Annotated in this window: 23 protein-coding genes; 11 read left to right on the top strand and 12 right to left on the bottom strand. The window is 60.9% G+C overall.

Annotated features, from left to right (window positions below; all coding sequences use genetic code 11):
- Positions 1-84: 84 nt before the first annotated feature.
- The 6 genes from EXW71_RS18425 to EXW71_RS18395 form a co-directional block, all read right to left on the bottom strand.
- Complete coding sequence (locus tag EXW71_RS18425; protein ID WP_123714987.1) at positions 85-984, bottom strand: DMT family transporter; 900 nt, start codon at positions 982-984, stop codon at positions 85-87.
- A 100-nt stretch (positions 985-1,084) separates the two neighbouring features.
- Entirely contained in the window at positions 1,085-3,643 is a 2,559-nt protein-coding gene (locus tag EXW71_RS18415; RefSeq protein WP_134658001.1) for a TonB-dependent receptor, read from the bottom strand.
- Positions 3,644-3,772: 129 nt separating this feature from the next.
- Positions 3,773-4,741: a FecR domain-containing protein gene (locus EXW71_RS18410; protein WP_134657999.1), complete on the bottom strand. Its 969-nt coding sequence runs from the start codon at positions 4,739-4,741 to the stop codon at positions 3,773-3,775.
- Positions 4,738-5,277 carry an RNA polymerase sigma factor gene (locus tag EXW71_RS18405; protein ID WP_134657997.1) on the bottom strand — a complete coding sequence of 180 codons (540 nt, stop codon included), beginning with the start codon at positions 5,275-5,277 and terminating at the stop codon, positions 4,738-4,740. Before EXW71_RS18405 ends, EXW71_RS18410 begins: the two co-directional genes overlap by 4 nt.
- A gap of 147 nt (positions 5,278-5,424) precedes the next feature.
- Positions 5,425-6,297 carry a dihydrodipicolinate synthase family protein gene (locus EXW71_RS18400; RefSeq protein WP_134657995.1) on the bottom strand — a complete coding sequence of 291 codons (873 nt, stop codon included), beginning with the start codon at positions 6,295-6,297 and terminating at the stop codon, positions 5,425-5,427.
- Positions 6,298-6,325: 28 nt separating this feature from the next.
- Positions 6,326-7,108 (bottom strand): aldolase, encoded by a 783-nt coding sequence (locus EXW71_RS18395; protein ID WP_134657993.1) that lies wholly within the window; start codon positions 7,106-7,108, stop codon positions 6,326-6,328.
- A 159-nt stretch (positions 7,109-7,267) separates the two neighbouring features.
- Here EXW71_RS18395 and EXW71_RS18390 point away from each other — a divergent pair, with 159 nt between their 5' ends.
- Positions 7,268-7,795: a helix-turn-helix domain-containing protein gene (locus tag EXW71_RS18390; protein WP_134657991.1), complete on the top strand. Its 528-nt coding sequence runs from the start codon at positions 7,268-7,270 to the stop codon at positions 7,793-7,795.
- A gap of 75 nt (positions 7,796-7,870) precedes the next feature.
- Here the strand turns inward: EXW71_RS18390 and EXW71_RS18385 are convergent, their stop codons facing one another.
- Positions 7,871-8,887, bottom strand: a complete 1,017-nt coding sequence (locus EXW71_RS18385) for a DUF4917 family protein (RefSeq protein ID WP_134657989.1) — start codon at positions 8,885-8,887, stop codon at positions 7,871-7,873.
- A gap of 123 nt (positions 8,888-9,010) precedes the next feature.
- Between EXW71_RS18385 and yiaY the strand changes: the two genes are divergently transcribed.
- The 6 genes from yiaY to EXW71_RS18355 all read left to right on the top strand — a co-directional run bounded on the left by yiaY (position 9,011) and on the right by EXW71_RS18355 (position 15,476).
- Positions 9,011-10,159, top strand: coding sequence for an L-threonine dehydrogenase (gene yiaY / locus EXW71_RS18380; RefSeq protein ID WP_134657987.1), 1,149 nt, complete (start codon positions 9,011-9,013; stop codon positions 10,157-10,159).
- A gap of 91 nt (positions 10,160-10,250) precedes the next feature.
- Positions 10,251-10,925: an NAD(P)H-binding protein gene (locus EXW71_RS18375; protein ID WP_123714998.1), complete on the top strand. Its 675-nt coding sequence runs from the start codon at positions 10,251-10,253 to the stop codon at positions 10,923-10,925.
- Entirely contained in the window at positions 10,925-11,845 is a 921-nt protein-coding gene (locus tag EXW71_RS18370; RefSeq protein WP_123714999.1) for a LysR family transcriptional regulator, read from the top strand. The genes EXW71_RS18375 and EXW71_RS18370 overlap by 1 nt, the downstream gene beginning before the upstream one ends.
- A gap of 111 nt (positions 11,846-11,956) precedes the next feature.
- Complete coding sequence (locus tag EXW71_RS18365; protein WP_134657985.1) at positions 11,957-13,150, top strand: CaiB/BaiF CoA-transferase family protein; 1,194 nt, start codon at positions 11,957-11,959, stop codon at positions 13,148-13,150.
- The gene (locus tag EXW71_RS18360) at positions 13,147-14,088 is read left to right on the top strand and encodes a hydroxymethylglutaryl-CoA lyase (protein ID WP_134657983.1); all 942 of its coding nucleotides are present in this window, start codon (positions 13,147-13,149) and stop codon (positions 14,086-14,088) included. The genes EXW71_RS18365 and EXW71_RS18360 overlap by 4 nt, the downstream gene beginning before the upstream one ends.
- A 59-nt stretch (positions 14,089-14,147) precedes the next feature.
- Positions 14,148-15,476, top strand: coding sequence for an MFS transporter (locus EXW71_RS18355; protein ID WP_134657981.1), 1,329 nt, complete (start codon positions 14,148-14,150; stop codon positions 15,474-15,476).
- Positions 15,477-15,483: 7 nt separating this feature from the next.
- Here EXW71_RS18355 and EXW71_RS18350 read toward each other — a convergent pair whose 3' ends face one another.
- Complete coding sequence (locus EXW71_RS18350; RefSeq protein WP_134657979.1) at positions 15,484-15,969, bottom strand: DMT family transporter; 486 nt, start codon at positions 15,967-15,969, stop codon at positions 15,484-15,486.
- Positions 15,970-16,037: 68 nt separating this feature from the next.
- On the opposite strand from EXW71_RS18350, the gene EXW71_RS18345 reads away from it, so the two are divergent.
- The 4 genes from EXW71_RS18345 (at position 16,038) to EXW71_RS18330 (ending at position 18,730) form a co-directional block, all read left to right on the top strand.
- Positions 16,038-16,964, top strand: coding sequence for a LysR family transcriptional regulator (locus EXW71_RS18345; protein WP_134657977.1), 927 nt, complete (start codon positions 16,038-16,040; stop codon positions 16,962-16,964).
- Between the two features lie 12 nt (positions 16,965-16,976).
- Complete coding sequence (gene fos, locus EXW71_RS18340; protein WP_134657975.1) at positions 16,977-17,387, top strand: fosfomycin resistance glutathione transferase; 411 nt, start codon at positions 16,977-16,979, stop codon at positions 17,385-17,387.
- A gap of 53 nt (positions 17,388-17,440) precedes the next feature.
- Complete coding sequence (locus tag EXW71_RS18335) at positions 17,441-18,082, top strand: LysE family translocator (RefSeq protein WP_123715005.1); 642 nt, start codon at positions 17,441-17,443, stop codon at positions 18,080-18,082.
- Positions 18,083-18,202: 120 nt separating this feature from the next.
- The gene (locus EXW71_RS18330) at positions 18,203-18,730 is read left to right on the top strand and encodes a DUF4142 domain-containing protein (protein WP_134657973.1); all 528 of its coding nucleotides are present in this window, start codon (positions 18,203-18,205) and stop codon (positions 18,728-18,730) included.
- A gap of 52 nt (positions 18,731-18,782) precedes the next feature.
- On the opposite strand, the gene EXW71_RS18325 is transcribed toward EXW71_RS18330, so the two are convergent.
- The 4 genes from EXW71_RS18325 to EXW71_RS18310 all read right to left on the bottom strand — a co-directional run bounded on the left by EXW71_RS18325 (position 18,783) and on the right by EXW71_RS18310 (position 21,274).
- Entirely contained in the window at positions 18,783-19,208 is a 426-nt protein-coding gene (locus tag EXW71_RS18325; RefSeq protein ID WP_134657971.1) for a low affinity iron permease family protein, read from the bottom strand.
- A 112-nt stretch (positions 19,209-19,320) separates the two neighbouring features.
- A complete protein-coding gene (locus EXW71_RS18320; protein WP_134657969.1) occupies positions 19,321-19,821 on the bottom strand; it encodes a methylated-DNA--[protein]-cysteine S-methyltransferase in 501 nt (166 codons plus the stop codon).
- 92 nt (positions 19,822-19,913) lie between these two features.
- Positions 19,914-20,246, bottom strand: a complete 333-nt coding sequence (locus tag EXW71_RS18315) for a hypothetical protein (RefSeq protein ID WP_134657967.1) — start codon at positions 20,244-20,246, stop codon at positions 19,914-19,916.
- A gap of 107 nt (positions 20,247-20,353) precedes the next feature.
- Positions 20,354-21,274, bottom strand: coding sequence for a LysR family transcriptional regulator (locus tag EXW71_RS18310; protein WP_134657965.1), 921 nt, complete (start codon positions 21,272-21,274; stop codon positions 20,354-20,356).

Genomic DNA, 21,274 nt, shown 5'->3' with positions numbered 1-21,274 from the left:
GTGTTCCCTGAGTAAACGCGGCGCCTGTGAGTTCTTCGCGAGCAAGTTCGCTCCAAAAGATATCAGGGCAAGCGCCTCCCGCACTTAGACTGTATTGGGCTTTGAAATGGGCGCAGGCTGCACCGCTGTCTTGCGCCCCAGCATCACCGTCACGATCACCCCGCAGGCAAACAGCCAGGTAATCGGCTCGATATGTTCACCAAAGAACAGCGCTGAAAACGCGATGGTGAAGAAGATCTGCAACAGTTGAATCTGGCTGACCCTGGCGATGCCGCCCATGGCCAGCCCGGCGTACCAGGCAAAGAACCCCAGGAACTGCGAGAACAGCGACACATAGCCGAACGCCCACCAGGTGCGCATGGAAATCGCCCCTTGATGCTGCGCCGCCAGGTACCACACCGGGCCGATCAAGACGGGCGTCGACAGCACCAGCGCCCAGCAGATCACTTGCCAGCCCCCCATCTCCTTGGCCAGACGGCCGCCTTCGGCATAGCCCAGGCCGCCCACGGCAATAGCGCCGAGCATCAACAGATCGCCCGCCTGAATACTGCCGGCGCCGGTGATCAGCGCGTAACTCAACACCAGCCCACTGCCCAACGCTGCACAGGCCCAAAAGGCCTTCGACGGTCGCTCGTGGGACAACCACGCCGCATACAGCGCTACGCACAGCGGTTGCAGGCCGTTGACCAGCGCGCCATGGGACGCCGGCAAGGTTTGCATGGCCCAGGCCGACAGCACCGGGAAACCGAGGATCACGCCGGCGATGACCAGGCACAACCCACGCACCTGACGCCAGGTCGGCCACCGCTCGCGCCGCCACAACAACAGCGCCGCCGCCGGGACCGCCGCGAACAACGCACGACCCAGGCCGTTGAGCAGCGGATGGATTTCCTGCACCACAATGCGCGTGAAGGGCAGGGTCAGGCTGAAGATGATGACGCCCAGCAGGCCCAGGGCCATGCCGGTGTTTTCGCGCGAGCTCATGGAGGGGACCACAATCTAGAGGGCTTCAAGGGAAGCCCATCTAGCCACAACCCGCGTTGATCACGGGCCTACAGCTGCGTGTGGATTTATCCGTACAGTTTCAGAAGAACCGCGTAACGCTGATCTTCGCGTCGCGGCCCTTGGTGTACGCGCGGTCGCCGCTCAAGGCCGGGCGGAAGTTTTCGTTGAACAGGTTATCGACGGTGACATTCACTTCGGTGCCTTTGAGGTAAGCCTGTTGCGGTTTCCATTTGGCAAACAGGCCCTGGGTGTTGTAGCGCTTGTTGCCGTACTGGTCGTAGAACAGGTCGCCCACACTGCTGCCCGGGCCGCCGGAATATTTGTCGCTGGGCAGGCGGTCGGTCGCGCCGATGAACTGGCCCATCCAGCCCACCTGGGCATCCCAGGCCGGGATGTGAGTGCCCAGGACCAGCACCCATTTGGTCGGCGGAATGTCACGTGCCGGTACATCCGGCCCCCACGGGTTGGTGTATGCGCCTTCGTGATCACCTTTGGCATAGGCGAACGACACCGAGCCGAACAGGTAGGTGGAGTTATAGAACGACTCCAGCTCAAAACCCTTGATGGTCATGCCGCCGATGTTGCGGTAGTTGGGCAATGCTCCCGACGGGCAGGCGCTGGAAATCGTGCCTCCGTTGATGGCCTGGTTCTGGCAACCCACACCCGTGGCTTTGAAGATTTCGTCTTCGACCTTGTTGTGGAACAGGGTGGTGCGCAGTTGCAGATTGTCGTCCTGGGTGATGACGTTATCGAAGCTGGTAACGCTGCCTACGCTGATCGAGGTAATGCGCTCCGGGTCGAGGTCGAGGCTGGTGGCGGTGCGGCTGCCCAGGCCCTGGACCTCATATTGCTCGTCGATGACCGGCGCACGCCAGGTCTTGCTCCAGTTGGCGAACAGTCCCAGGTGTGGGTTGACGTTCCAGAACAACGCCAGGCGCGGCGACCAGCCTGTGTAGGTACGGTCGCTGTAGTCATGGCCGTAGGACGGGTCTGGATTGTTGTAGTACGGCGCGTCGTTACCTTCGCCACGGTTGCGCACATGGTCGTAGCGCAGCGATGGGGTGATGGTCACATCGCCGACGGTGACCGCATCCTGGACAAAGAAACTGTTGGTATCGACTTTGCCATGAGGCATGAAGCCCGGCTGGAAATGCCCGTAGTTGTAACGCGCGGTGTTGTAGGTGGCACCGGGCATCCACATCTCGGTCTCGCGAATATGCTTGCGGATCTGCCCACCCACCGTCAGGGCGTGTTGCAGCGGCCCGGTGTTGAACAAGCTGACGTTGCGCACGTCCAGGTTCTTGTCGGTGTAGGACGTGTCCATCTTGCGTCCGCCGGTGGCCAGTTGGAAGAACGCAGTAGCGTCGCGCTCGTCGGTCTGCTCGGTGTCGGACTGGGAGTACTTGACGGTCAGATCCACCAGCGGGTTGTCGAGCGGTGTGTATTCATACTTGCCCGACCAGGTGGTGTCGGTGGTGTCACGTTGCGCCAAAAAACGTTTCAGGGCGTTTTCATAGCCGTAGCGGTCGATGTTGGCCTGGGTCGGCGGCGTCGGATAGCTGGCGGCGGAGAACGGTGTCCAGCGATTGCTGTGGGAGCGCGAGTAGGACAAGCCCGCGCTGTGCTCATCGGTGAAGTGCGCGTTGAGCTTGAACAACTTGCCGTCCACGTCTTGGGCCGAGTTGGGCAGCCGCTGGGGGTTGATCGGGTACTGGTTGTTCTCGTTGGGCAGTTTGGCGGCCACCTTCATATCGCCGCCGTCACGCTGGGTCAGGTAGGCCAGGGCATCGAAGCGGCCGTCGTCGGTGCGGCCGTACACGGCGCTGCTGTAGACCTGTTCGTGGTCGTTGCTGGAGTAACCATATTTGAGCATGGCACCGCTGTTGCGGCCGTCCTGGAGCAGGTCGGGTGCATCCTTGGTGGTCATGTTGACCGTGCCGCCAAAACCGCCGTTACCGTTGAATGGCGAGTTGGGACCTTTCTCCACCTCGATGCTTTTGATCAATTCGGGCTCGATAAACACCGTGCCTTGTTGATAGCGCTCAAAGCCGCTCTTGGTGGCGCCGTCGACAGTCAGCGGTACGTCTTCGGCATCACCGAAGCCACGGATGTTGATGGTCTGGCCGCCGGGTTTGAGCGAGCCGCCCTGGCTCACACCGGGCAACGTCTGCAACAGGCTGGGGATGTTATTGGATTGGTAGCGGTCGATATCGGCCTGGGTCAGGGTGGAGCGGTTGACGGTGCTGGAGTCGACTTTGTTACCGGTGCCGATCACGCTGAGGGCGTCCAGTTGGATCGCGCCGCTTTGGGTGGTCTTGCCTTCGTCGGGGCGTACCACGTAGGTGGTGCCGACTTTGATCAGGGTGAATTCGCCGTTTTTCAGCAGGCTGCGAATCGCGACTTCCGGGGTGAAATCACCACTGAGCGCCGGTGCCTGCACGTTGTTGAGCAGTGTTTCATCGAACAGCAGCTGAATTTTCGCCTGTTGCGCCACCTGGCTCAGGGACATGGCCAGCGGCTGGGCGGGCAGTTGCAACTTGAACGACTCAGCCTGGGCACTGAGGCTGAACGCCAGGCAAGTGGCAACGAGGCTGGGTCGAAGAAACAGGTGCGAAGCGTGGCAAGGCGCGCGAAACATGGAATCCCCCGGGGTGGCTGAATAGCCGAAAAGGTGTGCTTATCAAACACAGTCGGGAGGAAGACGGGGCAGGCCAAAAAAACCACACATGCAAATGCAAGATATTCTCAAGTGTGAATTTTCCGGGCTTTATTTACGTGGTTCGATTCTGACGATGCCATCGGCCGAGGTCACGGTTTTCACTGGCAGCAGGGCGGGTAGAGCATTCAGCAGGGCATCCGGGTCATTCACATCCAGATTGCCCGAGACCTTCAACTGCGCGACGGCACGGTTGACCTGTAACGGAGCCTGAGGACGGTAGAGGCTCAACTCATCGATCAGGCTGGCCAACTCGCGATTGCGAAAGGACAGGTGCCCGCTGCGCCAGTCGGCTACCTCTTGAGCGGTGAGGGCCTGCTGTTGCACGGTGCCTTTGGCGTAGCTGTAGATCGCGCGTTGCTGGGCGCCGAGCAGGGCCACCGGGTTTTTTGCGTCCGGCTCAAACGCCACCTGGCCGTGGGCGACGCTGACCACCAGTTGCTGCTGGCTGCGCCGCACGTCAAAGCCGGTGCCGACTACCCGCACACTTGCCTCGCCGGCTTGCACGTACAGCGGGCGCTCTTTGTCGGCCGCGACTTCGATGTACAGCTGGCCTTTTTCCAGGTGCAGGATGCGTTGGTAGGCGGTGAAATCCACCCGCAGGCGTGTGTTGGCATTCACATACAGGGTGCTGCCGTCTGGCAGGTGCAGGGTGCGCATGCCTTTGGCGTGGGCAGCGACCTGGCTGTGATAAAGCTCGCGGGGCGTGCCGATATGGCTGGCCATCACGGCGCAGACCAGGGCGGCGGCCACGGCCAGGGCTGGGCGCCACAGCGAGGGTTTGCGTTTGGGCAGCGGCACGGGCCTGTTGTGTTGCTGCAATTGAGCAAGGTCGTCCCACAGCTGCTCGAACTCGGCATAGGCGCGAGCGTGGGCCGGCTCCGCTTGCCAGGCGGCAAAGGCTTTGCGGTCGGCTCGCGGCGACTCGCTGCTGTTGCGGGCAAACCAACTGGCGGCTTGGGCATCGATCGAGTCGCTCGCTTCGATGTCCAGGGCGTCGTTCTCGCTCAGGCGGTTCATTCTGGCTGCTCCGTGCCGGGTGCGTATTGAAGGCGTCGCTTGCAGTGCAGCAGGGCAAAAGCGATGTGCTTTTCCACCATACTGGTCGAAATCCCCATGCGCTCGGCGATCTGCGCCTGGCTCAAGCCTTCGAAGCGGTGCAGCATAAGGGCTTCTCGCCTGCGCGGCGAGAGTTCGGCGAGGACTTCTTTCAACTGGTCCAGGCGCTGCATGCGAAGTGCGGCGGCCATGGGATCGTTTTGTTCGTCGGCGACCGGTTCGGTGTCGATATCGGCCTGACCTGCATGAACGGTGTGGCGTACCTTCTGTTTACGCCAGTGATCACGCAGCAGGTTGCGCGCCATCTGGAACAGAAACGCCCGTGGCTGCTCGACCTTGGCCCGGTCGCGGTAATCCAGCCATTGGGTGAAGACATCCTGGGTCATGTCCGCCGCATCGCTGGCGTTGTCCGTGCGTTTGCGCAGGAAATGCAGGATATCTGCATAAAACCCGCGAAAGGCATCGGCCGACAGCGGGTCGGGCTTGGGACGAGACATGGATATCCTTCTTGACGAAGTGCGACGTAGAAAAGTCGTGAATGATATCGAGAACTATTGTCATTTGTCTCCATTTAAGCGCAAACGCTGTAGAACCGTGGGAGGGCGGTTTGATAATTCGATGTGCTCCCTCCCACATAAGGAGTGTCAGCGCAGAAGTGTTTTCAACCGCTCGATCTGCGCTTCACCCAATGGGAACACCGGCAACCGCGGATCGCCCGCTTCCAGGCCGGTCAACCGCAACCCGGCCTTGATCGTCGCCGGCAACCCGCCTTTGAGAATGAACTCCAGCAATGGCAACTGGCGATAGAACAGTTCCCGTGCCAGGGCCAGATCATTGGCCAGTACCGCGTCATACAAATCCAGGTTCAATTGCGCGATCAGATTCGGCGCCGCCGTGCACCAACCCTTGGCACCCGCCGCAAAGGCTTCCAGGGCCAACGGGTTGCAACCGTTGTAGAACGGCACGTCGCTGTGGCGGCGCAACTGGTGCATGCGCTGGATATCGCCGGTGCTTTCCTTGACCATGCTCACGTTGGCGACCTGCTGGACAATGCGCAGGATCAAGTCCACTGACATGTCCGTGCCGCTGGTGGCCGGGTTGTTATAGAGCATGATCGGTATGCCGACGCTGTCGCCGATCGCAGCGTAATGGGCGAGGATCTCCGCCTCGCTGAGTTTCCAGTACGAGGCCGGCAGCACCATCACCACGTCGGCGCCATTGGCCTCGGCATACCGCGCACGGCGCACGGCCTTGGCCGTGGTCAGGTCGGACACGCTGACGATGGTCGGTACACGCCTGGCGATTTTTGCCAGGCTGTAGGCGCTGACTTCATCCCACTCGGCATCGCTCAGATACGCGCCTTCGCCCGTGCTGCCCAGGGGCGCGATGGCATGCACGCCGCTGGCGATCAAGCGGTCGATGGAGCGCCCCAGGGCGTCGAGGTCAATGCGTTGGCCGTCGGCGCTGAACGGGGTGATGGTGTAGCCGATGATGCCGTGAATAGTTGGGGTGGACATGGGCAAGTCTCCGCTCGAAAAAGGGCAATCAGTTCAGGCAATCGGCGTGTTGACGCAGGTTCTGCCGCGCGTAGTAGTTGAACGCTGCGCCATGGCGCTTGGGCTTTGAGATCCAGTCGTGGGCCTCGCGACCGAGTTCCGGCAGGATCGGTTTGATCGTACCGGCCGACATCGCCAGCAACTGCAATTTGGCCGCACGTTCGATCAACTGCGCGATCACACAGGCTTCCTCGATGCTTGCACCGGTGGATAGCTGGCCGTGGTGCGAGAGCAGAATCGCGCGTTTGTCGCCTAACGCCGCAGTGATGATTTCCCCTTCTTCATTGCCCACCGGCACGCCCGGCCAAGCCTTCAGAAAAGCGCAATCCTCGTAGAGCGGGCAGAGGTCCATGTGGGAGACCTCCAGCGGCACTTCCAGCATCGACAGCGCAGCGATGTGGGTCGGGTGCGTGTGGATGATGCAGTTCACATCCGGCCGACCACGGTACACCCAGGTGTGAAAGCGGTTGGCCGGGTTGGGAATGCCGTGACCTTCCAGCACTTCAAGGTCTTCGTTGACCAGCAACAGATTGCTGGCGGTGATCTCATCAAAGCCCAGGCCCAGTTGCTGGGTGTAATAGGTGCCGGGCATGGGTCCGCGCGCGGTGATCTGCCCGGCCAGGCCGGAGTCGTGGCCATGCTCGAACAGGATGCGGCACGTGAGCGCCAGCTTTTGCCGGTCGGTCCACGTATTATCTGCCAGGGTGTTTTGCATCTGGATCAGCGCTTGCTTGACCAGTTGGTCTTTGGGGAGTGCTAATGTCTTGGCCATATCGGTGTCCTTTGGGTGGTTCAATTGACGTCTGGTTTGCTGGGCTCCCGTTGCTCGCAAGGTCGTGGGGTGAACGCAAATGACACAAAAGATGCTATATGACACAAAGTGTCATAGGCAAGCACGTTCTTGCTTTTCTGCATGGATTAACCGCAGCGCATGTCTATCCGTTTGAAATTATTGAGAAAAAAACTTGGCGTAACCCTTGAGGCCTTGGCTGAACGATCCGGGATGACCAAGAGTTACCTGTCCAAGGTCGAGCGCGGGCTGAACACGCCGTCGATTGCGGCCGCGCTGAAGCTGGCCAAGGCGTTGAACGTGAAGGTCGAGGAGTTGTTCAGCGAAGACAATGTAAGCCTCGACAGCTACAGCCTGGTGCGCAGCCGCGAGCGGCCGGACACCACGCCGGGATATGCCGTGCTGGCCCATCAGGTCAGTGAACGCAGCCTGCTGCCGTTCATCATCTACCCGCCGGCGGAGTTCACCGACAAGACCTTCAAGGAGCACTTGGGGGAAGAATTTCTGTTTGTGCATGAAGGCCGGGTTGAAGTGGATTTCATGAACGAGCGGGTGATTCTGGAGCGCGGGGATGCGCTGCATTTCAACGCGCAGAAGCCGCACCGGCTTCGCTCGGTGGGGGAGGTGCAGGCGCAACTGTTGGTGGTGGTGCACAGCACCGAAGAGTAACGCTGATGCGTGCTTGAAGTAGGATCAATGTGGGACACAAGCCAGTTCCCACATTGATCTTCTTTGTTCAGCGCATCAGCGTTCGACAGGTACTGACAGCACCGGATTACCCAGAGGATGCGTGCGCGCCGCAAAGAACTTCAGCTCCACCCCAGCCCCCTCAAACAACTCCGAATACCGGCGCTTCTGCTGGCGGATAAACCCGTCACTGCGCCCCGACACCGAGATCGCCAGGGTGGTGGGCTTCGCCTGACGAACCGCATCCACCAGGTGTTGGTCCTGCAGCCCCAGATCATGGCCGAAGATGCACAGCGCCCCTTCATGGCTGAGCAACTGCTCATAGCAGAACGACAGGTAGTCCGAACTGCGGATGGTCTTGAGCTTCTCCTGCACCTTGCCTTCGTTGACGAACAGCGGCACGTCATCGAGGGTCTTGATTGTATTGTTGATCGCGAAACTGCTGAGCAAGGTGCTGTCGGTAGACGCCAGTTTGCGCGCCGTACCATCGAGGTTGCGCACCAGGTGCAGGCCGCCGTGCAAGTAGAGGATGCGTGTGGCGTCGGTGTGGGTGTTGCGCAGGTCGAAACTGGCGTCGGCGCTGTGAAACAGATCGTCGATGCCCGGCGTGTGCAGGATCGCCCAATAGTTGAGCAGGTCGTAGTTGCTGGTGAAGACGGTGGGGTAGCTTGCCAACTCTGCGTGGATCGTCGCCAGCGTCGATGGCTGCACCAGGCGCCACGGGATGTGCACGGCGTGGATGGCGTTGATCAGCGCTTCCTTGATCGCATAGTAGCGATTACGCGGCGCCGCCGAGCTGACGGCCAGGGCTTTGTTGACCCGGCTGGTGGTTTTCAGTGCGCCCAGGACCTGCTCGAAGCTGCGGGTTTGAAGGGCGTCGAACACACTGAGTTCGGATTGGCTCAGGGGTTTTTCTTCGACGGTGCGGGCGTTTTCGAACAGCGAATCGTAGGCAAAGTCTTCCCAAATCGTGCGGCTGGCGCCGTTGCCGATCAGAATCGCGCTGAAGTCGATGGCGCTGCGCACCGCGCTCCAGTCTTCGAGGTGGGCGTCAATATCCTGGAAATCCTTCATTGCGGCGGGTCTACTCAAAATCGGCGGGTGGGTGACTTTATCACGAGCCGGCGTTGATCCTGATCAAGATGCCTGAGGCCACTGAGGTTGATCCTGTAGGCATAACGCCTCTGAGGATTCGCCATGAGCAGCACCTTCTTCATTCCCGCCGTCAACATCATGGGCACCGACTGCCTCGACGAAGCCATGGACGCCATCCGCAACTACGGTTTTCGCAAGGCGCTGATCGTCACCGATGCCGGCCTGGCCAAGGCGGGCGTCGCGAGCATGATCGCCGAGAAGCTGGCGATGCAGGACATCGACTCGGTGATCTACGACGGCGCTAAGCCCAACCCCAATGTGGAAAACGTCGAGAAAGGCCTGGCGCTTCTGGAAGCCCATGCCTGCGATTTCGTGGTGTCCCTGGGCGGCGGTTCGCCCCATGACTGCGCCAAGGGTATTGCGTTGTGCGCCACCAACGGCGGGCATATCGGCGACTACGAAGGCATCGACCAGTCGAGCAAGCCGCAACTGCCGCTGGTGGCCATCAACACCACCGCCGGCACCGCCAGCGAGATGACCCGCTTCTGCATCATTACCGACGAAACCCGCCATGTGAAAATGGCCATCGTCGACCGCAACGTCACGCCGCTGCTGTCGGTCAACGACCCGGCGCTGATGGTCGGTATGCCCAAGGGCCTCACCGCCGCCACCGGCATGGACGCCTTGACCCACGCCATCGAGGCCTACGTGTCCACCGCCGCCAACCCGATTACCGATGCCTGTGCGATCAAGGCCATCGAATTGATCAGCGCCAATTTGCGCCTGGCGGTACGTGATGGCAGCGATATGACCGCGCGGGAAAACATGGCCTATGCGCAATTCCTCGCCGGCATGGCCTTCAACAATGCCTCCCTGGGGTTCGTGCATGCCATGGCGCACCAGTTGGGCGGTCTGTATGACCTGCCGCACGGTGTCTGCAACGCGGTGTTGTTACCCCACGTACAGAGCTTCAACGCCAGTGTCAGTGCCAAACGCTTGAGCGACGTGGCGCGCGCACTGGGCGCCGATATCAAAGGCAACTCGCCGGAGGAGGGCGCCCAGGCGGCGATCGTGGCCATCCGCGCTTTGGCGCAGGATGTTGAAATCCCGGCCGGGCTGCGCGAGTTGGGTGCCAAGTTGCAGGACATCCCACTGCTGGCCGCCAACGCGTTGAAAGACGCCTGCGGGGTGACCAACCCTCGGCGAGCCGATCAGCGTCAGATTGAGGAGATTTTCCGCAGCGCGTTCTAAAGGGGCACGCGCAAGCCGCAAGCGTTAAGCTACAAGTCGAACTGCATTCAACTTGAGCATGAAGCGTGCGGCTTGCCGCTGAGGTCCCCTTATGAGAGTTCTGCTATTCGGCGCCACCGGCATGGTCGGCCAGGGTGTGTTGCGTGAGTGCCTGCTGGCGTCCGACGTTCAGGAAGTCGTCGCCGTGGGGCGTACGCCGTTGGCCCAGGAACACGGCAAGCTGCATCAGGTGTTGCACAGCGACATGCTCGATTTCCAACCGTTGGAAAACCTGCTGCAAGGTTTCGATGCCTGTTTCTTCTGCCTGGGCGTCTCGTCGGCAGGCATGAGTGAAACCCGCTACACCCACCTTACCTATGACTTGACGCTTGTTGCGGCCAGCACCTTGGCGCGGCTCAATCCGCAAATGACGTTTATCTACGTGTCCGGCGCCGGTACCGACAGCTCCGAGTCGGGCAAGTCGATGTGGGCGCGGGTCAAGGGCAAGACCGAAAACGCATTGCTGCGCCTGCCGTTCAAGGCGGTGTACCTGTTCCGGCCCGGGGTGATCCAACCGTTGCACGGCGTGCGCTCGAAAACGCCGCTGTACCACTCTTTCTATACTGTGCTCGGCCCGCTGCTGTCGTTCTTTCGCCGGGTCAAACCGGGTTGGGTGGTGAGTACCGAAACCGTCGGCCAGGCGATGCTCGCGGCGGTGCGCCATGGCGCGCCTCAGGCGGTGGTGGAACAGGCCGGGATCAATCGCCTGGCCGCCGAGCGTCGCTGATGCTGCACAAGAGCCTGGTGCGGCGCCTGGACCTGATCACGCTGCAACTGTTCGTTGCCGTGTTTGAAGAAGGCACGTTGACCCGCGCCGCCGCGCGGGAAGCCATCGCGGTGTCGGCGGCCAGCAAGCGTTTGATGGAGTTGGAACAGGTGCTGGGCGTCAGCCTGTTCGTGCGCCGGGCCAAGGGCATGGACCTGACGGCAGCCGGTGAGACGTTGCTGCACCATGCACGGCAGATGCTGTTCAACGTCGAAAAAATGGGCCTGGAACTCGGCGAGCACAGCCATGGCGTGCGGGGCTATGTGCGGATGTTGGCCAACCTGTCGGCGATCATTCAGTTCCTTCCGGAAGACTTGCGGGATTTTTCCGAGTTGCACCCAGAAGTCAAAACCGACCTCGAAGAACGTCCCAGCAACGGTGTGGTGCAAGGCGTGTTGGATGGCGTGGCGGACCTGGGTATCTGCTCCAGTGACACCGACACCAAGGGCCTGCCGCGCGTGGTTTACCGCCACGACAAACTGGTGGTGCTGATGCCGGCGGACCATCCGTTGGCGGCCCGCCAGTCCCTGGCCTTCGCCGAAACCCTGGGCAGCGATTACGTCGGCCTGCATTCGGCCAGCTCGATCAATATGCGCACCCATGCCGCCGCGCGCGAGGCCGGCAAGATGCTGCGGCTGCGGATTCATGTGCCGGGTTTCGATGCAATGTGCCGGATGGTCCAGGCCAATATGGGGATTGGCATCCTGCCGCAGAAGGCTTTTGAATTATTTGGTCGCGCACTGGGTTTGCATGCCGTACCGCTGACGGATGACTGGTCCGATCGCCGTCTGATCCTGGTGGTACGCGATGAGGCGCAGCTCTCGCCCGTCAGCCGTTTGCTCTTTGACTACCTGAGTCATTCGGCACATTCCTACAGGTAATTCGCTGTTTGTTCGCGTTTCGCGAACGCTCCTTGCCAACTGACGGTTGGCTTTCTTCCTGTTCAGTCCTCTAGCCTTGGCGTCACATTCCAAGAATAAGAGGTATACCCCATGACGGCTCCCCTGAGCGGTATCAAGGTGATCGAGATCGGGACCCTGATTGCCGCGCCGTTTGCCGCGCGGCTGATGGCCGAGTTCGGCGCCGAGGTGATCAAGATCGAAGCCATGGGGCAGGGCGATCCGCTTCGCAAGTGGCGAAAGCTGCATGAAGGCACGTCGCTGTGGTGGTACCTGCAATCGCGCAACAAGAAGTCATTGGCTCTGGACCTGAAGTCCGCTGAAGGCTTGGGCCTGATTAAACAACTGCTCGGCGACGCCGACGTGCTCATTGAGAACCTGCGCCCCGGCGGGCTGGAAAAACTCGGCCTGGGCTGGGACGTGTTGCACGCCCTCAACCCCAAGCTGACTCTGGTGCGTATCTCTGGCTACGGCCAGACCGGCCCTTACCGCGACCGCCCGGGCTTTGGTGCGATTGGCGAGGCCATGGGTGGCATCCGCTATACCACCGGCAACCCGGACTCGCCGCCGGCGCGGGTGGGCGTGAGCCTGGGGGATTCCCTGGCGTCTTTGCACGGGGTGATCGGTGCGCTGATGTCGTTGCTGCGAGTCAAGACCGGCCAGGGCGACGGGCAGATTGTCGATGTGTCCCTCGCCGAAAGTGTGTTCAACCTGATGGAAAGCCTGGTGCCTGAATACGACATGCTCGGCCATGTGCGTGAGCGCAGCGGCGGTGCCCTGCCTGGCATCGCACCCTCCAACACCTACCTCACCGCCGATGGCGCCTATGTGGTGATTGCAGGTAACAGCGACCCGATCTACAAGCGACTGATGACCACCATCGGCCGCGCCGACCTGGCCGAAGCGCCGGAGTTTGCCCATAACGATGGCCGCGCGGCGAAAAGCGGTGTGCTGGACGCTGCGATTACCCACTGGACCAGCAGCCGGCCTATCGAGCAGGTGCTCAATGCCCTGGAAGCCGCCGAAGTGCCGGCCGGGCGTATCTACTCGGTGGCCGACATCGTCAGAGACCCGCATTACCAGGCACGCGACATGCTGCTCGATGCCGAGCTGCCCGGTGGTGTGTCGGTGAAGATGCCCGGCATCGTGCCCAAGCTGTCGGAGACGCCCGGCGCGGTCCACTGGCAAGGTCCGGCCCTGGGCCAGCATACGGATGACATCCTCGGCAACCTGGGTTTGACGGTTGCCGATATCCAACGCCTGAAAACCTGCGGAGTGGTGCAATGATCACTGATTATTCAGAGGCTCTGATCGTGCAGGAAGTGTCCCCGCGCGATGGCCTGCAAATCGAGCCGACCTGGGTGGAGACGGCCGACAAAATCGCGCTGGTCGACCAGCTTTCCCTGGCCGGATTCTCGCGGATCGAAGCCGGTTCATTCGTCTCCCCCAAAGCCATCCCGGCATTGCGCGATGGTGAGCAGGTGTTCCAGGGCATTCAACGCAGACCCGGCGTGATCTACGTGGCGCTGATCCCCAACCTCAAGGGCGCGCAGCGTGCCATCGAATCCAGCGCCGACGAGTTGAACCTGGTGATGTCCGCCAGCCAGACCCACAACCTGGCCAATATGCGCATGCGTTGCGAGGCGTCGTTGGCGGCGTTTGGCGATATCACTCGCTTTGCCGCCGATCACCCGGTGCGCCTCAATGGCAGCATCGCCACCACGTTCGGTTGCCCATTCGAAGGCACGATTGATGAAGACCGCGTACTGGAAATTGTCGACGCTTATCAAGCACTCGGCATCCGCGGTATCAGCCTCGCCGACACCACCGGCATGGCCAACCCGCGCCAAGTGGAGCGCCTGGTCAAGCGTGTATTGGAGCGCGTGACCGCCAGCGACCTGACCCTGCATTTTCACAATACCCGGGGCCTGGGTTTGTGCAATGTGCTGGCCGCCTACGAGGCCGGCGCCCGGCGTTTTGATGCGGCGCTGGGTGGGCTCGGTGGTTGCCCGTTTGCGCCGGGCGCGTCGGGCAATATCTGCACCGAAGACCTGGTCAACCTGTGCGAGGAGGTTGGCATTCACACCGGCATCGATCTGCCGCATCTGCTGAAAATGTCCCGTCGCCTGCCGGCGCTGCTGGGTCATGAGTTGCCCGGTCAGGTGGCAAAGGCCGGGCGCAACTGTGACCTGCACCCACCGCCGGATTACATCGCCACGCTGTAACTGCTTACCAGACAACAAAAACAATCGGACACCTGTGAGCTGTCCTCTGGAGTGAAACCATGAGCACTAATACGTTAGAGGCCGGCGCGCGCCCGGCCGGAGAAGCCGATCCGATCAAGGCAGTCGTGAACAAGGTCGCCTGGCGCCTGATGCCGTTGATCATGGTCTGTTACCTGTTTGCTTTTTTTGACCGCATCAACATCAGCTTCGCCAAGTTCCAGCTGCAGGCCGACCTCGGCTTGAGCAACACCGCGTACGGTCTGGGGGCCGGGTTGTTCGTTGTCGGTTATGTCATCTTCGAAGTGCCGAGCAACATGATGCTCTACAAGGTCGGCGCAAGACGCTGGATCGCGCGCATCATGGTGTCCTGGGGGCTGGCGACGGCAGCCATGGTGTTCGTCACGGCTGAATGGCAGTTCTATGCCCTGCGCTTTCTGATCGGCGCCATGGAGGCCGGCTTTGCACCTGGCGTGCTGTATTACCTGACCCTCTGGTTCCCCCAGGATTTCCGCGGGCGTATTACCTCGATGCTGTTTTTGGCGTCGGCTTTTGCCGGGCTGATAGGCGCACCGTTCTCCGGGTTCGTATTGGACCACATGGACGGTGTGTTGCAGATGCGCGGCTGGCACTGGTTGTTCCTGCTGGGCGGCCTTCCCTGTGTGGTGCTGGCGTGGATGGTGCTGACGCAGTTCAAGGACCGCATCGAGGATGCGCCCTGGTTGAACAGCGACGAAAAGGCGTTGCTCTCAAGCCGTATTGCGGTGCATGAAGTCCATAAAAAAGGCTCGTTGCTTCAAGCATTGCGAATTCCCGGTTTCCTGATGCTGGGCTTGATTTACTTCCTGATCCAGGTGGCGTCCTACGGCTTGAATTTCTGGGCGCCGCAATTGATCCGCAGCACGGGTATCGAAAGCTCGGTGGTGATCGGCCTGCTGACCGCCATCCCCTACATTTGCGGTGCTATCACCATGGTGCTGGTGGGACGTTGGTCAGACGCCACGGGGGAGCGGCGCAAGTTTGTCAGTGGGCTGGTCGCGTTAGGCGCGGTGGGGTTCTTTTGTGCCGGGATCTTTGATGATCACACCCTTTTCCTGATCATTGCCCTGGGGCTGCTGGGCGCGGGAATTATTGCGTCGATCCCCACCTTCTGGACGTTGCCGCCCAAGCTGCTGGCAGGTGCCGGGGCAGGGGCCGCCGGCGGCATAGCCTTGATCAACACCCTGGGGCAACTGGGCGGTATTGTCAGCCCCGTGATGGTCGGTCGGATCAAGGACATGACGGGCAGTACGACCCCGGCACTCTACGTGATCGGCGTGTGTGCGCTGATCGCCGCTGCGCTGCTGCTGTGGGGGTTGCCGCAAAAGCTGCGGACTTCCGACAAGCGCTGACCCATGCTCACGCAGCAGCCAAGGCTTTGGCGGGCGCTGCGCTGAACTGAATCAATATCACCCCGCCCATCAACAACAACGCTCCCAACACGCGGGGCGTTGTCAGTTGGCGTTCCGCCAGGCCAAACAAACCGAAATGATCGAGCAGCAAAGAGGCGAGAATCTGCCCGGCCATGGCCAGTGCGATAAACCCTGAGGCGCCCAACTTGGGCAGCAGTATCAACGCCAGTGAAATGAAACACACCCCAAACGCACCGCCTGCCCACATCCACAGCGGTGCCTTGCCGATAAACGCCAGGCTTGGCAGTGGCAGGCGCAGCGCCAGGATCACCGGCAGCAGCACCACAATGCTCACCAACAGCGAGGCGAGGGTGGCCCACAGCGGATGACCCAGCCCTCGCCCCAGATTGGCGTTGATTGCACTTTGAAACGGCACCACGGCACCCGCGATCACTGCCAGCGCTGACAAGCCTACCCAGTGCAACGTCGTCATCTTCATTCTCCCAAAGGTTTTGCTGGACTCTAGGCTATTCGTCACGCAAATTTAAATTCCAAGTTCTTATGCCAAGCATGCAGCTTATGAATGATCTGCGTCGTATCGACCTCAACCTGCTGGTGATCCTCGACGCGCTGCTCAGCGAGCACCATGTGACGCGGGCAGCCGAACGTCTGCACCTGAGTCAACCGGCTGTCAGCCATGCGTTGGCGCGCCTGCGCGACCTATTGGGCGACCCGTTGCTGGTACGCCAGGGCGGTGGCCTGGTGCCGACCGCCCGAGCCTTGGAGCTCGCGGCGCCTCTGGCTGAAGCCCTGGCCCAGGTGCAGGCGCTGTTGGCGCCTAACCGGTTTGATCCCGCGTCGGCAAAACGCCGGTTTCGTGTGGCGATGTCGGACTACAGCGCGGCGATTTTCCTGCCGCAACTGACCCGGGTTCTACGCCGTGATGCGCCTGGCGTGGATCTGCAGATCATCCAAGCCAGCCGAGAAGGCATGGTCGATGGTGTGCTTAATGGCGACATCGACCTGGCTGCCGGTGTGTTCCCCGATTTGCCTGCCGAACTGTGTACTACCCCTTTGTTCGAAGAGCATTACACCTGCCTGGTGGATCGCAGCAGCCTGCCGGAAAGCGGCGTATTGGATCTGCCCACCTACCTGTCGCGTCCCCACGTGCTGCTGGAGATGCGCGGTAGCGGCACACCGGAAATCGAGCGGGCGTTGAGCGCGATTCGCCAGCGTCGGCATGTGGCGATCAGCTTGCCGCATTGGGGGGTGGCACCGCAGTTGATCCAGGGCACGGATTTGATTCTGACGGTCTCGTCCCGCGGCTTGCTGAACGTTGATCACCGGTATTTGCTGGCTGTGCCACCGCCGTTTCATATTCCCTCTTTTGCTTTTGAACTGGCGTGGCATACGCGGCGGGGCGGGGATTCGGGGTTGCAGTGGTTGATCGGGCAGGTGCAGGGTGTATTGTCCGAAGGCGCCCAATAACAGGAAAACACTATGCTTTCAGGCTTCAACCACCTGACCCTTGCCGTTACCGATCTGAACCGCAGCGTCAGTTTCTACCATGAGGTGTTGCAGCTTCGGCTCGACGCCACTTGGGACAACGGCGCCTATCTTTCTTTGCCCGGTTTATGGCTGTGCTTGTCGCTCGACCCGTCGCGCCTGTCGGCACCCGCTGTCGACTATACCCACTACGCATTGACTGCGAGCGCCCAGGACTTCGACGAGGTGGTGGCCCGCCTGCGCGCCGCGGGTGTGCAAGAGTGGCGCGACAACCGCAGCGAAGGTGCGTCGTTCTACTTTCTCGACCCGGACGGGCATAAGCTCGAAGTCCATGTCGGTGACTTGACGTCGCGCCTGCACGCCTGTCGCGCGCAGCCTTATGCCGGAATGAAGTTTTACCCGTAGCACCAGAACGTGCAGAATCCATCCGCCCCCAACCGTCTGTCAGAGTCGCGCCTATGACCCCGTCCCTGCTGCTCGCCGTCCTTGCTTCGGGTTTTATCTACGGTATTACGCCTGGGCCTGGCGTCCTGGCCGTGTTCGGTATTGGTGCCGCCCGTGGCCGCCGTGCCGGGGCGGGGTTTCTGTGTGGGCATTTGCTCGGGGATGTGGTCTGGTGCAGCACGGCGCTGATCGCCATTGTCGGCGCGAGGGAAGTGGGCAGCAGTGCATTTGATGTACTGGGCGTACTCAGCGGCCTCTATCTGTTCTGGCTCGGCTGGCGGGCGATTCGCACCCAGCGTCGCAGCAGCGATGCGCCTCAGGGGGCCGCTCGGCATCCGTTCTGGCACGGCATTCTGTTCGGTTTGACCAACCCCAAGGCTTACCCGGTGGCGGTCGCGACTTTTACCGCATTGTTGTCCAGCCGTGCTGAATTGCTGACCTGGTCGATGCTGCCGTCACTGATTGCCCTCAGCTTTCTAGGCGGCCTACTGGCCTACGCGATCCTGGTGGGCGTGGTTGGCGCCCAGCGCGTGCGCACGGTGTATCAGCGCCATGAAATCCTCATCACCAGGCTCTGCGGCGTGATGTTTATCGGCTTTGCCATCAATGCCCTGGCGCACGCGTTGCCGGGGCTGTTCGGCAGCAAGCCGGCCTGAGCCGCAGACGACCGTTCGTCGCGTCGGGCAGGTTTTTCTAAACCTTTGCCGCCATGAAAATTCGAATTGAGGGCGGGGACGTGTTGCCCCGCCCTTATTTTTGCCCTGGAGGAACCTATCATGAGCCGCATGGCTTTCCGGTTACGCACCGCCAGTTTCGCGATGCTGCTGGGCCTCGGCGCCAGCAATGCTTTCGCCCAGTCGCCTGCTGAATTCATCGAGCAGGCTTCGGCCAAAGGGATGGCCGATATCGAAACCAGTCGCATGGCCCACGCCAAAACCTCATCCCAGGAAATCAAGGATTACACCATCGAGGTGATCAACGAACGCACCCTGGCCAACCAGCATTTGGCGGCGATCGCCAAGAAGCTCGACCTGCCGGTGGCACCGCGGGAGAAAATCGTCGATAAAGCCAAAACCCTGATGCCGGAACTCAAGGATGGCGATTCCTTTGACGCCGCGTACACCGCGCAACAGGTCAAGGAAAGCGAAGACGCCATCGCGCTGTTCAAACAGGAAGGCGCGGCGTCGGATGTGCCGGAAATAAAAGCCCTGGTCGATGAGACGCTGCCCAAGTTGCAGGAACGTCTGCAGAAAGCCCGGGCGCTGGCATCGACCTACGGCAAAGGCCACCAAGGCGACGGTTGACGCCTTTGCCGGAAATGAAAACGGCGGTTGGAATCTCTCCAACCGCCGTTTTTTATGCCTGATTCAAATCGGTTCGTGTGGGCGGCGCACCTTCGCCATTCTCACCACAATTGCCGTTCAGGGTGACGGTGCCCGTGTTGCCGATGCTGCGGTACTGGTTGCGCAGTTTTTCCAGCTCTTTGCGGTCCAGGCCCTCCAGGCTCAACACAGCGTTTTGTGCGTCTTTGGACACGCGCAGCAACTCGTCGATTTTGATATGCAGAATGTCATTGTCACGGTTCTGCGTGTTCTGGATCAGGAACACCATCAGGAACGTGATGATGGTGGTCGAGGTGTTGATGATCAGTTGCCAGGTATCGTTGTAGTGAAAATACGGGCCGCTGAGGCTCCAGAGGAAAATCAACGCGACCGCCGCGTAAAATGTCCGGGCACTGCCTGCCCAGCGGGACAGGGATTGGGAGACTGCGGAAAATTTCATGACCGTATTCCTTGAATCTAGAGGTGATGAAAGATTGACCGCAGCCGTGCTCTGAAATTTCTTTTAACAATTGATTCAGCGCGCGGAATGCTACGAAGCGGTACCCAACGCCTCAGAATGCCAACTCCGCCTGACCGGCACCTTCCAGTGCGAGCAGATATTGCTTGGCCTCCAGCCCTCCGGCGAACCCGGTCAGCCCGCCCGATGCGCCAATCACCCGATGACAAGGCGCGATGATCGAGATCGGATTACGCCCATTGGCAGCCCCCACTGCGCGCACGGCTTTAGGGTTGCCGATCTGCCGGGCAATCTGGCTGTAGCTGCGAGTTTCGCCGAAGGGGATGGTCAGCAGCGCCTGCCACACCTGCTTCTGAAACTCGGTGCCGACGAAGTCCAGTTCCAGCTCGAAACGGTTGCGGGTGCCGGTAAAGTATTCCCTCAACTGGCGCTCGGCCTCCATCAGTACCGGGCTGTCATTGGCTTCCTGCAATTGACCCAGGCGTACGCGGTTGGCGCGCTCTTTTTCCCACAGGATGGCACTGAGTTTGCCATTGCGTGCTACCAGCGTGAGCTGGCCGACGGGGGAGGGCATGAGCTTGTATTCGTAAGACATGATCGGGCTCCTGGGGAGATAAGTACGACACTACTGTAAGTCCATCCGCCCGACTGGAAACTACGATTCTTGCGGTCAAATTCTGCTGCCGCCTAGAAGGTCCAGTAAACCCAATTGGAATAGTACGGGTACCCATAAAGCCAGGCGGTCCAATAAAGCGCCACCAGGACTGATGCATTACCCGTCAATATCAATGAGGTGGCATTGAGCAGGGTGACGCCCCAGGCGAACACGGTTACGCGTCGGCTGGCGTGGCGCCGGGCCAGCCAAACGCCATATGCGGACGCTACAATTGAGCCGAGCGCCAGGAACAATCCAAACGGAAATGGCAGCCTCACAAATGAAACCAATAGCGGCAATACCACAACCCAGCCCACCACTTGGCGCAGTATGGGTTTTGGTGTGCATTGTCCGGGTTCAAGCATTGCGCTGATCCTTCTTTCAGGGCTAACGAGTTGCCATCATCACAAGGTGCGGCCGCCACGGCATTCAGATATTTCTGAGTGACCGTTGGCAGTCCTGGCGCAACACCTTAGAGCCGCTGACGCGAGAACACTCGAGCGCGAGTCGGTAGAGCCTGCGCGATGACGCTGAGGAAGGCTTCAACCAACACGCTGTTGGTTTCACTGCGAGTCAGTACCAATAACCGGGCACACGCATCCACCTCCACCAAGGGTCGGTATGCCACGCCTTTGTTCATCAGGCTCTGCGTGCATTCCGGCACCAGCGCCACACCTTGCCCGGCAGCCACGAGGGCAATGATTGAGGTGATCTGCCGCCCGCTCGGGCCGGGGCGCAAGGGAACGCCGTGGTGTCGGTAAAGCTGCTCGATGGACTGGTTCAACCCCGACCCATAATCAGGCGGGAACAGGATCAACGGATAAGCGCTCAATTGCGCCAGGCTGACCTGTGGCTGGAGCGCCAGGGGACTCTCGCTGGAGACCGCCGCCACCAATCGTTCCTCGCCCAATGACAGGGCTTGTACGTCTGGGGTCTGTGGCAACAGGCGACTCAGCCCGATGTCCAGCCGCCCATCCGCCACCTGCGCGCCCAGGCTGCCGGAGGCGCATTCCACCAGGGTGAGTTGTACATCGGGAAAACGTTGGGCGAACGCCTGGATCGTCTGGCTGAACAGATCCGACAAGGCGATTGAGCTGACATAGCCCAATGTCAACTGCCCGGCGGTACCGGCGGCCAATTTGCCGGCGATCACTTGGGCCCGCTCAACCTGCTCCAGCACGCCACGGGCATAGGGCAGAAACGCACGGCCCTGCGCGGTGAGGGCCACTGTGCGGCTGGTGCGATCGAACAGCTTGAAACCCAGCTCCGCTTCCAGAGCCGAGATCTGCCGGGTCAGTGGTGGCTGGGCCAGATGCAGGCGCAGGGCGGCACGGCCGAAGTGCAGTTCTTCGGCGACCGTCAGAAAGTAACGCAGCTTGCGTAGGTCAAGCAT

This window comes from Pseudomonas sp. BCA17 (assembly GCF_004519405.1).
Classification (GTDB): domain Bacteria; phylum Pseudomonadota; class Gammaproteobacteria; order Pseudomonadales; family Pseudomonadaceae; genus Aquipseudomonas.
The sequence above is the reverse complement of the archived record's forward strand: the minus strand, read 5'-3'. Positions and strand labels throughout refer to the sequence as shown.

What these genes read in the sequence shown, in the direction of transcription:
- EXW71_RS18425 (WP_123714987.1), bottom strand. Translation starts at nt 984, where the DNA reads ATGAGCTCGCGCGAAAACACCGGCATGGCCCTGGGCCTGCTGGGCGTC.
- EXW71_RS18415 (WP_134658001.1), bottom strand. Translation starts at nt 3,643, where the DNA reads ATGTTTCGCGCGCCTTGCCACGCTTCGCACCTGTTTCTTCGACCCAGC.
- EXW71_RS18410 (WP_134657999.1), bottom strand. Translation starts at nt 4,741, where the DNA reads ATGAACCGCCTGAGCGAGAACGACGCCCTGGACATCGAAGCGAGCGAC.
- EXW71_RS18405 (WP_134657997.1), bottom strand. Translation starts at nt 5,277, where the DNA reads ATGTCTCGTCCCAAGCCCGACCCGCTGTCGGCCGATGCCTTTCGCGGG.
- EXW71_RS18400 (WP_134657995.1), bottom strand. Translation starts at nt 6,297, where the DNA reads ATGTCCACCCCAACTATTCACGGCATCATCGGCTACACCATCACCCCG.
- EXW71_RS18395 (WP_134657993.1), bottom strand. Translation starts at nt 7,108, where the DNA reads ATGGCCAAGACATTAGCACTCCCCAAAGACCAACTGGTCAAGCAAGCG.
- EXW71_RS18390 (WP_134657991.1), top strand. Translation starts at nt 7,268, where the DNA reads ATGTCTATCCGTTTGAAATTATTGAGAAAAAAACTTGGCGTAACCCTT.
- EXW71_RS18385 (WP_134657989.1), bottom strand. Translation starts at nt 8,887, where the DNA reads ATGAAGGATTTCCAGGATATTGACGCCCACCTCGAAGACTGGAGCGCG.
- yiaY (WP_134657987.1), top strand. Translation starts at nt 9,011, where the DNA reads ATGAGCAGCACCTTCTTCATTCCCGCCGTCAACATCATGGGCACCGAC.
- EXW71_RS18375 (WP_123714998.1), top strand. Translation starts at nt 10,251, where the DNA reads ATGAGAGTTCTGCTATTCGGCGCCACCGGCATGGTCGGCCAGGGTGTG.
- EXW71_RS18370 (WP_123714999.1), top strand. Translation starts at nt 10,925, where the DNA reads ATGCTGCACAAGAGCCTGGTGCGGCGCCTGGACCTGATCACGCTGCAA.
- EXW71_RS18365 (WP_134657985.1), top strand. Translation starts at nt 11,957, where the DNA reads ATGACGGCTCCCCTGAGCGGTATCAAGGTGATCGAGATCGGGACCCTG.
- EXW71_RS18360 (WP_134657983.1), top strand. Translation starts at nt 13,147, where the DNA reads ATGATCACTGATTATTCAGAGGCTCTGATCGTGCAGGAAGTGTCCCCG.
- EXW71_RS18355 (WP_134657981.1), top strand. Translation starts at nt 14,148, where the DNA reads ATGAGCACTAATACGTTAGAGGCCGGCGCGCGCCCGGCCGGAGAAGCC.
- EXW71_RS18350 (WP_134657979.1), bottom strand. Translation starts at nt 15,969, where the DNA reads ATGACGACGTTGCACTGGGTAGGCTTGTCAGCGCTGGCAGTGATCGCG.
- EXW71_RS18345 (WP_134657977.1), top strand. Translation starts at nt 16,038, where the DNA reads ATGCCAAGCATGCAGCTTATGAATGATCTGCGTCGTATCGACCTCAAC.
- fos (WP_134657975.1), top strand. Translation starts at nt 16,977, where the DNA reads ATGCTTTCAGGCTTCAACCACCTGACCCTTGCCGTTACCGATCTGAAC.
- EXW71_RS18335 (WP_123715005.1), top strand. Translation starts at nt 17,441, where the DNA reads ATGACCCCGTCCCTGCTGCTCGCCGTCCTTGCTTCGGGTTTTATCTAC.
- EXW71_RS18330 (WP_134657973.1), top strand. Translation starts at nt 18,203, where the DNA reads ATGAGCCGCATGGCTTTCCGGTTACGCACCGCCAGTTTCGCGATGCTG.
- EXW71_RS18325 (WP_134657971.1), bottom strand. Translation starts at nt 19,208, where the DNA reads ATGAAATTTTCCGCAGTCTCCCAATCCCTGTCCCGCTGGGCAGGCAGT.
- EXW71_RS18320 (WP_134657969.1), bottom strand. Translation starts at nt 19,821, where the DNA reads ATGTCTTACGAATACAAGCTCATGCCCTCCCCCGTCGGCCAGCTCACG.
- EXW71_RS18315 (WP_134657967.1), bottom strand. Translation starts at nt 20,246, where the DNA reads ATGCTTGAACCCGGACAATGCACACCAAAACCCATACTGCGCCAAGTG.
- EXW71_RS18310 (WP_134657965.1), bottom strand. Translation starts at nt 21,274, where the DNA reads ATGCTTGACCTACGCAAGCTGCGTTACTTTCTGACGGTCGCCGAAGAA.